This window comes from Flavobacterium quisquiliarum (assembly GCF_019308285.1).
In the GTDB taxonomy this organism is placed as follows: domain Bacteria; phylum Bacteroidota; class Bacteroidia; order Flavobacteriales; family Flavobacteriaceae; genus Flavobacterium; species Flavobacterium quisquiliarum.
Window position 1 is genome coordinate 1 of record NZ_WWEM01000013.1, and the last position, 16,737, is coordinate 16,737.

The window sequence follows — 16,737 nt, forward strand, 5'->3', positions numbered from 1 at the left end:
CTCTAATTTATTCTAAATGATTTAAATTAATTCGTGAATTCGTGGCGGAAAATTTAGATTATGTCAAAACCACGAATTATTTTTCATTCTTTGAATATGATTTCGAATAAATTCGCTTAATTCAACTTTGCCATTTTTTATTTTCATAAAATTCAATTGAAAAATTGTGAATTTATTCAAAAAAGTGAGCTCTAGATTATAAAAGGCATTTTCTATGTTGTAAATTTGCAACCATAAAATTCCAGAAACATTTTCAATGCAAAAATTGAAAGTTGTATTCTAAATAATAGCCACAAATTCACGAATTAACTTTTTAAAAAATTAATTAGAAAAATTCGTGAATTCGTGGCGGAAAAAATTTAGATCATGACGAAAATATTGTATCAAGAAGAAAGTTATCAGATAATCGGAATTTTATTTGATGTTCATAGAAATTTAGGTGGAGGCTTTTCTGAAATTGTATATAAAGATGCTTTAGAATACGAATTTAAAAAAGCTAATATTCCATTTGAAAGAGAAAAAGAATACTTAGTAAATTATAAAGACATTATTCTAGATCATAAGTTTTATGCTGATTTTGTTTTGTTTGATAAAATTATACTTGAAATAAAATCAAGTGATTTTCTACATCCAAAATATATTTCACAATGTCTTAATTATTTAAAAGTTTCCAAAAACAATCTAGCGATTTTGGCAAACTTCAATTCTACTTCACTTGAACACAAACGTATTATTTTATAAAAAATTAGTGAATTCGTGGCTATACAAACAAACTATAAAACTGCTTTACAAAACAAAATCTTCGATGTTATTTCGAAAGCTTCTCAGGAACTAAAAGTTGACTCTTATGTCATAGGAGGTTTCGTTCGTGATTTGCTTTTAAATCGAGGTTCTAAAAAAGATATCGACGTTGTGGCAGTTGGAAGCGGTATCGAATTGGCGCTTAAAGTTTCTGATTTACTTCCAAATAAACCGAAAGTTCAGGTTTTTAAAACATACGGAACAGCCATGCTTCGTTTTGAAGATACCGATATCGAATTTGTTGGTGCAAGAAAAGAATCTTACACTCGTGACAGCCGAAATCCAATTGTAGAAAACGGAACTTTACAAGATGATCAGAATCGTCGTGATTTTACCATCAACGCTTTGGCTTTATCATTGAATGAAAACAATTTTGGAGATCTTTTAGACCCTTTTAACGGCTTAACAGATTTAGAAAATAAAACAATAAAAACGCCATTGGATCCAGATATTACCTATTCTGATGATCCTCTGCGAATGCTTCGTGCGATTCGTTTTGCAACACAATTGAATTTTGAAATTGAAGAAAATTCATTGAATGCCATCACAAAAAATGCTGATCGCATCAAAATTATTTCTGGCGAAAGAATTGTGGATGAATTAAACAAAATTCTTTCTACAACGAAACCTTCAACTGGATTTTTACTTTTATATAAAACTGGACTTTTAGATCTTATTTTACCTGAATTAACAGCTTTAAATCAAGTAGAAGAAATTGAAGGTCATACGCATAAAAACAACTTTTATCATACGCTTGAAGTTGTAGATAACATTTGTCCAAATACAGATGATGTTTGGTTACGCTGGTCTGCTTTATTGCACGATATTGGAAAAGCACCAACCAAACGTTTCACTAAAAAACAAGGATGGACTTTTCATGGACATGAATTTTTGGGCGGGAAAATGGCAAAGAAAATCTTTGAACGTCTACACATGCCTTTGAACCATAAAATGAAATTCGTTCAGAAAATGGTTATCATGAGTTCACGCCCGATTGTTTTGGCGCAAGATATTGTGACTGACAGTGCAGTTCGTCGTTTAGTTTTTGATGCTGGCGAAGATGTCGAAGATTTAATGACTTTATGCGAAGCTGATATCACAACCAAAAATCCTTCGAAATTCAAGAAATATCATAAGAACTTTGAAATCGTCCGCAAGAAAATTGTAGAAGTTGAAGAACGTGATCATGTACGTAATTTCCAACCACCAATTACTGGGGAAGAAATTATGGAAATGTTTGATTTGAAACCTTCAAGAGAAATTGGTGTTTTAAAAGAAGCTGTAAAAGAAGCTATTTTAGAAGGAGACATTCCAAATGAATATCAAGCAGCTTATGATTTTGTGATTAAAAGAGCGGCAAAATTAGGCTTAAAAAAAGTTGAGAAATAAGTATTATTTAATAAAATGAAAAAAGAGAATAAATCAGTAATCATTTGGTTACTATCGGGTTGTGTTTTATTATTTTTAATGGTTGTTGTGGGCGGAATTACCCGCTTAACTAATTCAGGTTTATCAATGACCGACTGGCATTTGGTAACCGATACCTTCCCTCCTTTGACAGATGCCAAATGGCAGGCCGCTTTTGACGAGTATAAAAAGTTTCCTGAATATCAAAAAATCAATATTCACAACGATTTTCAATTAGCCGATTATAAATTCATTTATTTCTGGGAATGGTTTCACCGATTCATCGGTCGTATTATTGGATTGGTTTTCTTTGTTCCTTTTGTTTACTTTTTAGCCAAAAAGAAATTAGATACTCCAACTATCAAAAAGTGTATTGTTCTTTTGGCAATGGGAGGTTTCCAAGGATTTTTGGGCTGGTTTATGGTTCGCAGCGGATTAATCGATAATCCAGATGTAAGTCACTTTAGACTTTCACTACACTTAACTTTTGCTTTTATCACTTTCGCTTACACGCTTTGGGTGGCTTTGGACTTGATTTATCCTGAAAGAAACATCAATAAAATATTACCGCTTCGCACCATTGCGCGTTATGCTTTAGTAGCTTTATTAATCCAAATTATTTACGGTGGATTTGTGGCAGGATTAAATGCTGGATTAATTCACAATCACTGGCCTTTGATGAGTGATGGAGAATTTATTCACGAATCGGTTTTTATTGAGCAGTCTTCTTTGGTAAAGAATTTAATTGAAGGAAAAAGCGGGGTTCAGTTTGTACATAGAACTTTTGCTTATGTTGTGGTAGCTGCTATTTTATTTCTTTTCTTTAAAAGCAAAAAATATACGCTTACAAGAACACAGTCAAACGGAATCAACACTTTAGTTGTTTTTGTTTTTATTCAGTTTTTACTTGGAGTATTTACTTTATTATACAGCGTTCCTTTGGCATTGGGATTAATTCACCAGATTATGGCGTTTTTTCTTTTGAGTGCAATGACGTTTACCTTGCATAGGTTGAGCAAATAAAATGTAATCTATAAAAGAAATGGAGTCTTAAAAAATTAAGACTCCATATTTTTTTATTTAATCAATTTTACTCCCAAGGAATTAAAATCTATAATAATCTACTTTTTATCCCAGCCAAGCTTTAAAATCCTGCACTTTTTCACGGCTCACGATTACCTCATCCTCTTTATAACTTGGTAAAATCACTTTTAAACGTGAATTGGTGTAAACCTGAATTTCTTTAATTGCTTTTAATGGCACAATGAATTTTCTGCTTACGCGAAAGAAATCCTTTTTGTCTAGTTCCTGCTCGAGGATTTCTAAAGTCGAATCGATCAAATAATCTCGATTTTCATAGGTATGAATATAAGTTCCTTTGTTTTCACTGAAAAAACATTCGATTTCTTCTGTAGTAATAACTTTTAAATGCTGTCCAATTTTAACGGTAAATCTCTTTTTATACGTTTTCTCAAAAGGATTGGAAAGCATTTGACGAATCTGCTCAAAGTCTAATTGCAGATTTGAAGTTTCTGCTGCTTTCGGTATTCGGGTTTTAAATTTTGAAACTGCTGTTTCTAGATCATCTTCATCGATTGGTTTTAATAGATAATCAATGCTGTTTAATTTAAACGCTTTTAATGCATATTCATCATAAGCAGTTGTGAAAATAATAGCACTTTTGATATCGATTTTTTCAAAAATTTCAAACGATAAACCATCTGACAATTGAATATCCAAAAAAATTAAATCTGGATGCGGGTTATTTTCAAACCACTCGATAGATTCTTCAACCGAATGAAGCATCGTTTCTACTTTTACATCTAACTTTTCAAGTTTTCTTTGCAGCAATCTTGCAGCTGGTTTTTCGTCTTCTATAATTAATGTGATCATTTACTTCTAAAATTTGAAAAAATATTCGTTCAAAGTTACTCCCATTTATTTTTATTTGAAGCTTCTTTATCCATATATTTTTGGATCTTTCTTTTCTCCCAGTCAGAACCAAAAAACCATTCTGAGCTAAAAACAGACAATCCATGCGCTACCAAACCTATTCCCCAAAATAAGGCTGTCGAATAGGTATGCCATTCTGATAAACCGCTGAAATCGATTCCTCCTACTTCATGATTTCTGCTTAAACTTGATGCAATGATAATGATATTTACTATGACATAAACTTTTAAATGCGAGTAAAATCCTTTTATCTTTTTTACTTTTTTGTAAGCGACATTGTAACTTTCATCTGAACTGAATTCTCCAGAATGTTGTCTTGTATAATCTTCGTACATATATCTTCTTAAACGTCCCATAATATTATGCTTTTAAACTAATTATTTCCACTTGTTTTTATTCTGTTTTTCCTTTTCCATGAATTCTTTGATTTTTCTTTCTTCCCATTCTTTACCCATTCCTGGAAAAACTTCAAAAACCTTTAATCCGTGAAAAATTACTCCTACACCCCACCATAACAATGGCCAGAAAAACCATAAATACTGTGGTGATGTATATAAGTTTATAAAAATCAAAATTGCATTAACTAATACAAAAGCAACTAGATTTCCGTAAAAACCTTTTAAGTTTTCTACTTTTTTTCTTGCTTGGAGGTATCTATCCTCTTCGTTTAAATTCATTTCCATGATTACTCCCATTTTTGTGTTGTTTTTCTTTTTTCTAAAATACTTTTTACTTTACGTGCCTCCCATTCCTCATCAAAAATCCTGAAAGAAGCAAAAACGTCAATTGCTGAACCTATATAAACTGCTGACCAGATAATCATTACGACACCATTTAAAAACTGAATTGGAAAAACATTCAATGGTAGTTCTGTGTATTCTTTTAAAAGGAAAAGAGTCATTCCAATCATGTAAAGAAATGTATGCTTGTAAAATGATTTTAGTTTCAAAACTTTTTTGCTGGCCAATTGCTGCAATTCTTGCTGTTCTTGATCTGTATTAAAATTAGCTTCCATAATTACTCCCAAGATTTTCTGTTTTTTTCTTTGTCCATGATTTCTTTAATCTTTCTTTCTTCCCATTTTTTATTAAAGAAAGGAGGCAGACTAAAAACTTTCAATCCGTGTAAAACAATTGCCATTCCCCAGCCCATCAAACACCATAAAAACCATAAATATCCAGGCGAAGTCATAAGATTTACTACAATTACAATTGGATTTACCAATACATAAACTGTAAGATGCTCGTAAAACTCTCGAATTTCTTTTACTTTCTTTTGAGCATCATAATAACGATCTGCTTCTGTAAAATCTTTTTCCATGATTATTTCCAAGTTTTTTGTTTGTTGTCTCTTTCCATAATCTCTCTGATCTTTCTTTCTTCCCAATCGGAGCTGTAACCAAACACTTTAAAAGCGTGCATTGCTACTCCAAATCCCCATCCTAAAGCAGAAAACCAAAACCATTGAAATCCTGGTGAAAATCGTAAGTTTATAAAAATTAAAAACGGAATCACACAACAATAAGAAATCACATTGGCATAAAATCCTTTTAGTTCTTCTACTCTTTTTTTAGCTCTATAATAAGCTTTAGCTTCATCATTAAAATCTGCATTTGCTTCCATAACTGCAATTTGTTTTGTTAAAATTGGAATTCTAACCGTAAAATTTTTCTCGTCTTCCTGAACTTTTACTTTCCTATCGGTAATAATTCCGTATCGATTTACAATATTCTGCAGCCCAACACCTCGTCTGTCCTGCAACACTTCTTTTTTCTGAAGATCATTTTGGATAGCTAAATAATCTTTATCAATAAATATCCTAATGTGAAGTGGTTTCTGCTCACTTACCACATTGTGTTTAACCGTATTTTCGAGTAAAAGCTGTAACGAAAGCGGTACTACTTTTGCCTCTGGATTTATGCTTTCGGTTGGCAGTTCATAAAACAAGCTGTTTTCAAATCGCATTTTCAACAGATTCATATACGTTTTTGCGAATGATAATTCATCTTCAACAGAAACCAATTCTTTATCTTTCTGCTCCAAAACATATCGATAGATTTTAGATAAAGAAGTGGTAAAACGTTGTGCATTGTCTGGATTTTCTTCAATCAATGAACTTAAAACATTCAAACTGTTAAAAAGAAAATGCGGGTCGATCTGGTTTTTTAAACTTTCAAATTTCGCATTTGCTGTTCCTGCAATAATTTTCTGCTGTGTGACTTTATTTTCCTGATAGAGTTTATAAAAATTAAGTCCATGAAAAAACAATAAAACAATAAATGTCATTACCGCAGATTCGATATAATTTTCTGCTTTTTCATTGGCAAGAAAACCAATAATTGTCCTATTCTCGATTATTACATTTGTAAACAAACGTAATATTCCGATTATAATCATCGAGATCAAAAATGAACTTACAAAACCTATTAGGATTCTCTTTAGCGAATACGGATTTTCTTTGAAGACCCTATCCAAAAACTCAAAAAGAACAACATTTACGATATACAAAACCACACTGTAAAGCATGCAGTACAAGAAATAGATGGAAAGATTCTTATTAAAAACTGCCGTTCCAACAGAAGCAAACCGAATTAGAAAAGAAAATAAAAATACTATTCCTCCAACTAAACATGCTTTTAACAAATTAGGTTTTAATATCATGATGGCTTATAACTGTTTAAATTATTTACAAGTTTTCTGAACTTCTAAAGCTCTTTCTAATCCCCATTTTGGAGAAAAAGGTGTTTCTGGTTTAAATGTACCAAAAAGTTCGATAGCTTTATTAACTTGTGCACACAAAGGTTTTGTATCTACTCCTGTCCATTTTGCACCTCCTAATTGGTAATCTGCTTCTCCAAAAACTGCTCTAGGATTATTTGGATCAAGTGCTTTTGCTTTGGCATAAGCTTCCATCACTTTTCCAGAATATTTCATTCCGTTTGTCATTGGATCTGCTACTACATATCCAGTATAGATTAAAGCTTGTAAAACGTATAATTCTGAATTGCTTTGATCTTTTAGCATTTCTGCATCTACAGCGTCTTGAGCTTTTACTAACAATAACTCTATTTTTGTTTTATCTTTTTCTGTAAAAACTGATAATGTGTTTACTAAACCAACATAATAATTAGGAAGCCAGCTCGTTTTTTCCGCTGCTGCAATTCTTTCAAACATTGCAGAAGCTTCTGCATTTTTACCTTCTTTCCAAAGCCCGAAAGCTTTATTCATTCCTTGTTCAAATTGTGTCTGTGCAGATAATAAACTGCAGATAAATAATGTAATAACTGTGATAATTTTGGTCATGATTTCTTTTTTTTAAAGTTACTAAGGTTCTGTTTTTTTAAGATTCTGAGGTTCTGAGTTGCTAAGTCTCTAAGTTTTTTTCTTAGTATCTTAGGGTTTTAGCAACTTATTCTCTCAAATTTCATTGATGATTAAAACTCTTTTTTTTAGCCTCTAAGTTTTTAAGAAATCTAAGGTTCTAAGCTTTTTCACTTAGTATCTTAGAATCTTTGCCGCTTAGCGACTTTTAATTTATACTTCAAAAGTATATCGGATTTTACTGTTTTAAAATTAAATGATACTGAGTTGTTGATTTTTGATGATGAATTGTTTCTTTATAAGATTCTGAGTTTCTGAGATGCTGAGCTTCTAAGTTTTTTTCTTAGTATCTAAGAATCTTAGCAACTTAGCATCTATACCACGAACTACAAGTTCTTCAACTGATTCTCATTTTTATTCTGGCTGATCGTCCAAAAGAAACCAACGAAGAAAAATCGATCTGCAGTTGGCACTACGGCTTGTCTTTGATAAACTCCACTTGCGTCTGGTGTTTTTGCGTAATCGTAACCAAAAACATTCTGAGTTCCTAAAATGTTTGACACTGAGAAATAAAGGATTTTTTGAGTTGTCAATAAATACGCCCAGTTAAAACTTAAACTATTGTATGATTTTGTTTTTCCGCTCATAAATTGCGTTTGGTTTGGATCATTGTATGGACGTCCTGAACTGAAACTATTGGTAAATCCTACTTGTGATTTCCAATCTGTAATAAAATATTTCGTTACAACCGACAAACTATGATTTGCAATAAAACTTGGAGTTGCCATCGTTGGGAAATTTTTATATTGTCTTTCTGAATCAATATAAGAATACGAAATCCAATATTCTAAGTTTTTATACAGATTGCTGTCTCTCCAAAGCAAATCAAATCCTTTTGCGTAACCTGATCCATTGTTATTGAAAACAGAATTGTACTGAATATCTTGTGTATCATATTGAACTAAGTTGCTGTAATCTTTGTAATATAACTCTGTTCTAAGCAATTGTCCAGGTCTTGTAAATGTATAGTTGAAAATATAGTGTCTTGCTTTTTCGCTTTCAAACTGATGGTATTTTGAATATTTAATATAATCAACCACAGGCGTTTGAGTAAAATCTCCGTAAGCAAATGAGAACTGACTGCTTTTTGAAGCTTTAAATCCTAATGAAGCTCTCGGCGCAATATTGTTTTCGTTTAATAAACTGTTGTTTGAATATCTTAAACCAACTTTTAAAGCTAGGTTTTTAGAAAAAGCAATATCGCCTTCAGCATAACTTGCAAAAATATTAGAGTCGTATCCGTTTGCTCCATTGATAGAAACATTGTCATCAAAATTTTGATTGTATTTTGTAATGAAATAATCGCTACCAAAAGACAATCTGAAGTAATTAGAAACCTTTTTTGATAATTTCAATTTTAACTGCGCTGCATTTTCATCACTGTCAACATCAGTAATATCATACTTCAGTTTATTTTTACTATAACCGTAACTGATTCCAGATGTTAGCTGCCAGCCAGTTCCAATTGTTCCTTTATATGAAGAATTCAGATAAAAGTTGTTATTGTTCATATCAGTTCTAATCGGATTTTCGAAATTGATATTTTTCTGATTTAAATCGAATTTTTCTGAATCGAAAGAAGCATATAATTTAAAAATTCCGTTTGTGAATTTATATCTGTAAACCGTTTCACCTCCAAGTGATTGATACGGATTATTCCAATCTACATTCTGAGGAATAACGGCTTGGTAAGGAGCTAAATTAATATAGGCCATGTTCACACTCAAAGAACTCTTTTTCCATTTCTGCGTATTTCCTAAACTCAATCCAACCGTCATTAATCCAATATCTGTTTTTTCGTGATCCTCTTCATCATTCGTATTCAAAAGCAAAACACTTGATAACGCTTCACCATATTCAGCTGAATAACCTCCGGTAGAAAAAGCCATACCGCTAAATAACATTGGTGAAAAACGGCTTCGAGTTGGTAAATTATTCGTTGTCGCTCCATACGGCTGCGCTACACGAATTCCATCTACAAAAGTCTGAGTTTCGCTGGCTTCCCCTCCACGTACAAACAAACGTCCGTCTTCACCAACCGTTTGCGTTCCTGGAAGCGTTTGCAGTGTTGCGACAATATTTCCATTCGAGCCTGCTGTTGTAAGAATGTCTAAAGGTTTTAAAACCGAAACTCTTGCTTTTTCACCAGATTCTAATGTTCCTGCTGTGATTACAACAGCATCAAGAGCATTCATATTTTCTCTTAATTTTACTGTTTGATCTTTAAAATTAGTAACATCGATTTCTTTCTTATAGGTTTCGAAAAGTAAAAAGCTTATTACTATAAACTGATTTCCTTCTGCGGTTGTCTCAAAAGAAAATTCTCCAGTTTCAGAACTTGTTGCTCCATCATAAGTTCCATCAATGTAAATATTTGCACCTGCAACTGGTTTACCTTTTTGGTCTGTAACTTTTCCCGAAATAATATTTTGAGCAAAAGTAAAAGTGCTTAACAATAATAAAATAAAAGTAATTCTGGTTTTCATGATTATTGGTTTTTGATGAAGCAAATGTATTTTAACAATTCCTGTTAAAAAATATATAATAACCCAATTGTAGATTTTCGAGGATGAGTTGTAAATACCAAAATTTGTATCTTAGCTAGGAATTCCAAAATCATCATATATGTCAGAAAGCAAACGAATTTCGAATCTATATCAATCCATTTATAATGGAAATCCTTGGCTGGAAGTTAATCTGGCTAATACCTTAAAAAATGTAACGGCAGAACAAGCTTATAAAAAAGCAAACCCAAATCTAAACACGATTTGGGAAATTGTGAATCATTTGATACAATGGAGAAGAAACATTCTGGAACGCATGCAAGGCGAAGTAATCGTAACTCCGGATCATAATTATTTTGTTCCTGTTTTAGATCCTTCTGAAGCTGCCTGGGCGCAATCGCTTCAAACATTGGCAAAATCACAAGAATCTTGGAGTACTTTTTTTGAAAGTTTTAATGATGAAGATTTAGCGAAAATCTATGTCAATAACGGTCATACCTATTACGAGCATATTCATGGGATTATTCAGCATGACGTGTATCATTTAGGGCAGATTGTTATTTTGAAGAAGTTATTAAACACATAATATTATGAAAAACGCTGTTTTCTTTTTAGCTTTTTTATTCTTCCATACAATTGGTTTCTCACAGGAAACTGAAATAAAATATGATGAAAAGTTGGCAAAGTCACTAAATGCTGATGAATACGGAATGAAGAAATATGTTTTCTGTCTTTTGAAATCGGGAAACAATACAACCGCATCAAAAGAAGAACGCAAAAAATTGTTTGAAGGTCATATGGCTAACATTGGTAAATTAGCCAAAGAAGGAAAACTTGCTTTAGCTGGGCCTTTTATGGAAAACGACCGAAATTATAGAGGTATTTATATTTTTAATGTCGAAACTGTAGAAGAAGCAAAAAAACTAGTAGAAACAGATCCAGCCATTAAAGCCAATTTACTCGAACCCGAATTAACGCCTTGGTATTGCTCTGCTGCTTTACAGGAAATTCCGAAAATGCACGATAAAATTGCCAAGACGAAAATGTAAAATATGAAAACAGAAAAAGAAAAAATGATCTCTGGCGAATATTACAACGCCTTTGATCCAGAATTAGTAAAAGGCCGTCGAACAGCCAAAAATCTTTTGCATAGTTTGAATGTAAAAGAATATAGAGTTACCAAAAAAGCCAAAGAAATTTTAAAAGAACTTATTCCAAATGCTGGAGCAGGACTTTATATCGAACCTCCTTTTCATTGTGATTATGGTTATAATATTTTCTGTGGAGACAATGTTTATTTTAATGTAAATTGTGTTGTTTTAGACTGTGCACCTGTAACTATTGGTTCGAATGTATTCATTGCGCCGAATGTTCAAATCTATACCGCTTCGCATCCGCTTGACGCTGAATTAAGAAAAACACTCGAAAATGCTTATCCTGTTACCATCGGAGACGATTGCTGGATTGGAGGCAATTCGGTTATCTGCCCTGGCGTTACAATTGGAAAAGGCTGTGTTATTGGAGCTGGCTCTGTTGTAACAAAAGATATTCCGGACAATTCGCTTGCTGTTGGAAATCCAGCTAAAGTTATTCAAAAATTAAATCAAGAACCTGAATCCAAATCATAATGCTTACTCTCAACAAAGTTCATCATATCGCCATTTTATGTTCCGACTACGAAAAATCGAAATATTTCTACACTCAGATTTTGGGTCTTACTATTATTAGAGAAATTTATCGCGAAGAACGTCAGTCTTATAAATTAGATTTGGCTTTAAATGGTTCTTATGTGGTTGAATTATTCTCGTTTCCTAATCCGCCAAAAAGACCTTCAAGACCTGAAGCAGTTGGGTTGCGTCATTTGGCTTTTGAAGTGATCAATCTGGAAGAAACCATTGCTTTTTTAACTTCCAAAAACATAGAATCAGAACCCATTAGAATTGATGAAACAACCGAAAAACGTTTCACTTTTATTGCTGATCCTGATTTACTGCCGATTGAGTTTTATGAGAGATAAGTTTTTTTTGCCACGAAGGCGCTAAGTCACAAAGTTTTTTTTTGGTAGCCACCAATTAAAAAGATTCAAAGTTTATCTCTCGCAGATTTGGCAGATTATGGAGATTATTTTTTTCTTTTTTTATCAAATCTGCTCAATCTTCCAAATCTGCAAGAAAAAAATTTTGCTTTTCTGCGACTTTGCCAGATTCATTCACAACGTCATGCTCATGGAAACATATTGAGCGAATTTTCTTCTTTATATCGATTTTAACACACTAAAATCAAGATTTCCTATAAAAAACCGAATTTGATGCTTAATTTTGTGATCCGCATAAAAAAAGTGCGATTTCAAATTTACTTCTGATGAACAAAACGGCGCAAATCAAAAAAAATCATCAATTCATTAAATTCCGAAAATTAGTTATTGTTTCTATTCTAATTGGCTTCCTTTCTGCCTTTCTCGGAATTTCACTAAAAAAAATAACCGAATATTACGAAGAAATCTTCTTTCACGAGGTATCGGTTCATCCAGTATTCTACATTATTTTTCCAGTTTTTGGATTATCTGTAATTTATTTTCTGAGACAGTATCTTTTCAAGAAAAAAGAAAATAAAGGAATTAAAGAAGTTTTTGAAAGTACACAGACTAAAAAAAATCTTCCCTCTTATAAAATTCCATCTCACTTTATAAATGGATTATTAACCGTTATTTTCGGAGGTTCAACAGGAATCGAAGTTTCGACAGTAGTAGCTACAGCAACAATTGGTTCTGTTGCGCATGAAAAAGAAAATGTTTTCCGTCAATACAAAACCGAATTAATTTGTGCGGGAGTTGCTGCGGGAGTTACAGCACTTTTCAGCAGTCCGATTGCGGGAATTTTATTTGCTTTTGAAGTAATTTCCAGAAAAGTGACTCGTGCCTTTATTATCTCAAATGTAATTGCAGTTTCGATTGCATTTGGTTTACTGACCATTTTAAAAGAAGAGCCTTTATTTGCCGTATCTGTTACAACTTGGCACTTAAAAGCAATTCCGTACTTTATTCTTTTGGGAATTTTAGCAGGTATGAATTCGGTTTATTTGACTAAATGTGTTTTATTCATCAAATCACAATTCGGAAAAATTGATACCCATTATTATAAAATCATTATTGGATCAGCTGTTTTAAGTATTTCGTTATTCTTTTTTCCTCAATTATATGGAGAAGGATATCATGCTATCAAAGGGATTTTCGGCAGTTCAAGTCAGCTTCCGTTAACCATAACTTTAGCACTTACTTTTATTGCAATATTGATCTTAAAACCAATTGTAACTTCAATTACACTGGCATCAGGAGGCGACGGAGGTGTTTTTGCGCCAAGTTTGTTTATCGGTGCTTTTTTAGGATTGCTATTAGCTTCTATCTTAAACAGCTTCTTTCATGTCAATGTAATTCCTGTAAATTTTATGATTATCGGAATGGCCGCAGTTTTAAGCGCCAGCATTCACGCTCCATTTACAGCCATCTTTTTAGTATGTGGTTTAACAAATGATTATACTTTGTTTTTACCCATTTTGGTAGTTTGTTTAATTTCAAAATATACAGCAAAAACAATTTATCCATATACCGTATACAGTTACGCTCCAAGCTTGACGAAATAATTTTTTTTCGCCACAAATTCACTAATTTCTCTAATATGTTTTGCGTAAAAAATTCGTGAATTCGTGGCTAATAATACCACAATTGAATATCAAATTATGCCAACTCAAAAATTAAAAAGAAGCTATCGCAAAACACGTTATATTCTTTATAAAGAAACTTTAATTGATTATAAAGAACATTTTTGGTCGTTTTTAGGATCTTTTGTTGGAATTGGAATTTTGGCTTATTTAGAAGCTTCTCATTTTTCAGGAAGTGATGTTGTATATTTGATTGGTTCTTTTGGAGCATCCAGCGTTTTGGTTTACGGAATTATCCAGAGTCCTTTTTCACAGCCAAGAAATTTAATTGGAGGGCATTTAATTTCAGCTATTATAGGTGTTACCATAAATAAACTTGTTCCAGATATTGTTTGGATTTCTGCTCCATTGGCAGTTTCGCTTTCTATTATTTTTATGCAGATTACCAAAACACTCCATCCGCCAGGAGGCGCAACGGCCTTAATTGCCGTTACAGGTTCTGCACAAATAAAAGGTTTAGGTTATATGTATGTAATTTCACCAGTATTGGTTGGCGTACTTATATTATTTGTAACCGCTTTGATTTTTAACAATATGACGTCAAGTAGAAGTTATCCGAGTCATAGCACTTATCACAAACATTATCATAAAATTAGGAAGAGACTGACTGGAAAATCCTAATGAGATTTCCAATTCCTGCAAAGTTTTCAAAACTTTGTAGGTATAACTTGAAATACAAATGCAAACCTACAAAGTTTTGAAAATCTTGCAGGAGCGCCAGCTAAATAAACTACAGTAAATCAAAAGATTAAAATCTTTTCAACAAATCGTAATTCAAAATTCGTATTTCGTTTTTTATATTTTACCTTTGACCTCTCAATAAAAACAAAGATTATGGTTTATAAATTTAGAGTAATTCTAGACGCCGAAGAAGATATTTTTAGAGACATTGCTATTCTTGAGGAAGATACTCTTGAGGATTTACACAATGCAATCTTCAACGCTTTTGGCTTTGACGGCTCAGAAGTGGCTTCATTTTATACTTGCGATGATACTTGGAATCAAGAAGATGAAATTCCGCTTTTTGATACAGGAGATGTTCCTGGCGAAATAAGAACCATGAACGACTATCCGTTATCTAGTATCTTAGATAAAGAAAACACAAAAATTATCTACGTTTACGATTTCATCAGTATGTGGACTTTCTTAGTAGAATTGGCTGCTGTTGAAGATGAAGCTGTAGGAGCAACTTATCCTGAAACGTTATTTTCTCACGGAGAAATGCCTTCAGACGCTATCGAAAAAAACTTCGAAGCCGATGATATGCACAACGACATCTACGGAGAATTTGAAGACGACCTAGACGAAGATGATCTTGATATGTTCGAAGGCGATGACAGCTTCGAAGATTATGGATTTGAGGAGAATTGGAACTGACATTAGTTACTAAGATACTGAGACGCTAAGATTCTAAGTTTTTTTATTTTGAGAGTTTTTTCTTATTTTTAAATCTAATTTTAAAAGTAAAAAAAATGAGTCATTTTAGAAAAATCTTAGTTTGGCAGAAATCAATATCCTTAGTTACCAAAATTTACAAAACAACAAGTACATTTCCTAAAGAAGAAATGTTTGGATTAACTTCACAGATACGTCGAAGTTCAGTTTCAATTCCGAGCAATATTGCGGAAGGATCAGGTAGAGAAACCACTAAAGATTTTTTACGATTTTTATATATTTCTCTTGGTTCCGTATTTGAGATGCAGACTCAACTCGAAATTGCAAAAAATATTATTTATATAAACGAAGAAGAATTTAACCTTTTATATGAGGATAGTCGAGAGATCGAAAGAATGTTAGCGTCATTAATCAGAAAATTAAAAGACAGTAACTAAAAAAACTTAGAATCTTAGAAACTTAGAATCTCAGCAACTCAAAAAAATGATCAACCTATTCAACACCCACATCGATACGCTTTCTATACATCGCGTAGGAAATAAAAGCCGTAACGAAGCTATTTTTTTATCAGAGCAGCCATTTAATCTTAATGACGAAATTGTTCCTTTGATAAAAGAGTTCTTTTTTAAGCCTTTTAGAGAAAAAGAAGAAAACTATTATCAGTTTGCGCACGAAGTGGACTTGGACTACAACGACATGTTTAAATATGCCACTGAGATTTTTACTAATCCGGCAAATGTTCATGAGGTTTCCAAAAACATCACAAAGCACTTATATGAGCAGTCAAATCATCCGCACATTAAAAACGGAGAGGTTTATGTAACCTATTTGACCAACTTAAGCATTGATAACAATGTAGTTGATGCAATTGGTATTTTTAAAAGTGAATTACAAGCTGACTTTTTACAGTTTGAAGAAAAAGAAAGTAACCTTGAAATGATCTTACAACAAGGAATCAACCTTAATAAATTAGACAAAGGATGTTTAATTTTTAACTTTAAAAAAGAAGAAGGATATAAAATCTTAACTGTAGACAGCAACCGTTATGATGCTCGTTACTGGTTAGAGCACTTTTTATCTGTAGACGCTTTTGAAGATGAAAATTTCATCACTAAAAAATATTTAAAATTCTGTCAAAACTTCGCAAAAGACGTGGTTTTGCCAGCAGAAGACAAGAAAGAGGAAGTAATGTTTATGAATCGATCTGTGAATTATTTCGCTAAAAATGATCAGTTTGAGGAGCAGAATTTCTTGAATGAAGTACTAGACAATCCTGAATTAATTCCTGAATTCAAAAACTATAAAGTGGATAAAGGAGAAAAATACAGCATCGAAGATGTAACCTCATTCCCTATCGCCAACGCAGCAGTTTCTGACGCTAGAAAATCGATTAAAAACGTAATTAATCTGGACACTCATATTCAGATTAAAATGGATTTTATCAACCCTGAAAGTGCAGAAAAATTTGTTGAAAAAGGCTGGGATGAAGAAAAAAAAATGTATTACTACTTAGTTTATTTCAATAAAGAAGAAAAAAGCTAAGAAGTTTTCATTTTCTATTACTTACTTAAAGCAAAAAA

General features: G+C 32.4%; 20 protein-coding genes. 12 read left to right on the plus strand and 8 right to left on the minus strand.

The genetic code is table 11. From position 1 onward, the window contains the following. Positions 1–366: 366 nt before the first annotated feature. The 3 genes from GSY47_RS05045 to GSY47_RS05055 are packed head-to-tail and all read left to right on the plus strand — an operon-like array spanning position 367 to position 3,231. A complete protein-coding gene (locus tag GSY47_RS05045; protein WP_179002268.1) occupies positions 367–741 on the plus strand; it encodes a GxxExxY protein in 375 nt (124 codons plus the stop codon). A 15-nt stretch (positions 742–756) separates the two neighbouring features. Then, positions 757–2,190, plus strand: coding sequence for a CCA tRNA nucleotidyltransferase (locus GSY47_RS05050; RefSeq protein ID WP_179002269.1), 1,434 nt, complete (start codon positions 757–759; stop codon positions 2,188–2,190). Between the two features lie 15 nt (positions 2,191–2,205). After that, the gene (locus tag GSY47_RS05055; protein WP_179002270.1) at positions 2,206–3,231 is read left to right on the plus strand and encodes a COX15/CtaA family protein; all 1,026 of its coding nucleotides are present in this window, start codon (positions 2,206–2,208) and stop codon (positions 3,229–3,231) included. 105 nt (positions 3,232–3,336) lie between these two features. On the opposite strand, the gene GSY47_RS05060 is transcribed toward GSY47_RS05055, so the two are convergent. The 8 genes from GSY47_RS05060 to GSY47_RS05095 all read right to left on the minus strand — a co-directional run bounded on the left by GSY47_RS05060 (position 3,337) and on the right by GSY47_RS05095 (position 10,027). Further along, complete coding sequence (locus GSY47_RS05060; protein WP_179002271.1) at positions 3,337–4,101, minus strand: LytR/AlgR family response regulator transcription factor; 765 nt, start codon at positions 4,099–4,101, stop codon at positions 3,337–3,339. A 35-nt stretch (positions 4,102–4,136) separates the two neighbouring features. After that, positions 4,137–4,517 (minus strand): 2TM domain-containing protein, encoded by a 381-nt coding sequence (locus GSY47_RS05065; RefSeq protein WP_179002272.1) that lies wholly within the window; start codon positions 4,515–4,517, stop codon positions 4,137–4,139. 21 nt (positions 4,518–4,538) lie between these two features. After that, on the minus strand, positions 4,539–4,856 hold the full coding sequence (locus GSY47_RS05070) for a 2TM domain-containing protein (RefSeq protein WP_179002273.1): 318 nt from the start codon (positions 4,854–4,856) through the stop codon (positions 4,539–4,541). Then, positions 4,847–5,188: a 2TM domain-containing protein gene (locus GSY47_RS05075; protein ID WP_246611271.1), complete on the minus strand. Its 342-nt coding sequence runs from the start codon at positions 5,186–5,188 to the stop codon at positions 4,847–4,849. The genes GSY47_RS05070 and GSY47_RS05075 overlap by 10 nt, the downstream gene beginning before the upstream one ends. Next, complete coding sequence (locus tag GSY47_RS05080; protein ID WP_179002274.1) at positions 5,179–5,481, minus strand: 2TM domain-containing protein; 303 nt, start codon at positions 5,479–5,481, stop codon at positions 5,179–5,181. Before GSY47_RS05080 ends, GSY47_RS05075 begins: the two co-directional genes overlap by 10 nt. Before the next feature lie 2 nt (positions 5,482–5,483). Further along, a complete protein-coding gene (locus GSY47_RS05085; protein WP_179002275.1) occupies positions 5,484–6,821 on the minus strand; it encodes a 2TM domain-containing protein in 1,338 nt (445 codons plus the stop codon). 21 nt (positions 6,822–6,842) lie between these two features. Beyond that, positions 6,843–7,463, minus strand: a complete 621-nt coding sequence (locus GSY47_RS05090) for a hypothetical protein (protein ID WP_179002276.1) — start codon at positions 7,461–7,463, stop codon at positions 6,843–6,845. 404 nt (positions 7,464–7,867) lie between these two features. After that, complete coding sequence (locus GSY47_RS05095) at positions 7,868–10,027, minus strand: TonB-dependent receptor (protein WP_179002277.1); 2,160 nt, start codon at positions 10,025–10,027, stop codon at positions 7,868–7,870. Between the two features lie 139 nt (positions 10,028–10,166). Between GSY47_RS05095 and GSY47_RS05100 the strand changes: the two genes are divergently transcribed. The 9 genes from GSY47_RS05100 to GSY47_RS05140 all read left to right on the plus strand — a co-directional run bounded on the left by GSY47_RS05100 (position 10,167) and on the right by GSY47_RS05140 (position 16,699). Then, the gene (locus GSY47_RS05100) at positions 10,167–10,631 is read left to right on the plus strand and encodes a DinB family protein (RefSeq protein ID WP_179002278.1); all 465 of its coding nucleotides are present in this window, start codon (positions 10,167–10,169) and stop codon (positions 10,629–10,631) included. A gap of 4 nt (positions 10,632–10,635) precedes the next feature. Continuing rightward, entirely contained in the window at positions 10,636–11,094 is a 459-nt protein-coding gene (locus GSY47_RS05105) for a YciI family protein (RefSeq protein ID WP_179002279.1), read from the plus strand. Positions 11,095–11,097: 3 nt separating this feature from the next. Continuing rightward, positions 11,098–11,673, plus strand: a complete 576-nt coding sequence (locus GSY47_RS05110) for a sugar O-acetyltransferase (protein WP_179002280.1) — start codon at positions 11,098–11,100, stop codon at positions 11,671–11,673. Further along, on the plus strand, positions 11,673–12,062 hold the full coding sequence (gene gloA2 / locus GSY47_RS05115) for an SMU1112c/YaeR family gloxylase I-like metalloprotein (protein ID WP_179002281.1): 390 nt from the start codon (positions 11,673–11,675) through the stop codon (positions 12,060–12,062). The genes GSY47_RS05110 and gloA2 overlap by 1 nt, the downstream gene beginning before the upstream one ends. A gap of 344 nt (positions 12,063–12,406) precedes the next feature. Next, positions 12,407–13,684, plus strand: coding sequence for a chloride channel protein (locus GSY47_RS05120; RefSeq protein ID WP_179002282.1), 1,278 nt, complete (start codon positions 12,407–12,409; stop codon positions 13,682–13,684). 96 nt (positions 13,685–13,780) lie between these two features. After that, the gene (locus GSY47_RS05125) at positions 13,781–14,383 is read left to right on the plus strand and encodes an HPP family protein (RefSeq protein ID WP_179002415.1); all 603 of its coding nucleotides are present in this window, start codon (positions 13,781–13,783) and stop codon (positions 14,381–14,383) included. A gap of 213 nt (positions 14,384–14,596) precedes the next feature. Further along, entirely contained in the window at positions 14,597–15,139 is a 543-nt protein-coding gene (locus GSY47_RS05130) for an IS1096 element passenger TnpR family protein (protein WP_179002283.1), read from the plus strand. A gap of 95 nt (positions 15,140–15,234) precedes the next feature. Next, the gene (locus GSY47_RS05135; protein ID WP_179002284.1) at positions 15,235–15,594 is read left to right on the plus strand and encodes a four helix bundle protein; all 360 of its coding nucleotides are present in this window, start codon (positions 15,235–15,237) and stop codon (positions 15,592–15,594) included. A 46-nt stretch (positions 15,595–15,640) separates the two neighbouring features. Then, positions 15,641–16,699 (plus strand): nucleoid-associated protein, encoded by a 1,059-nt coding sequence (locus GSY47_RS05140; RefSeq protein ID WP_179002285.1) that lies wholly within the window; start codon positions 15,641–15,643, stop codon positions 16,697–16,699. Positions 16,700–16,737 lie beyond the last annotated feature (38 nt).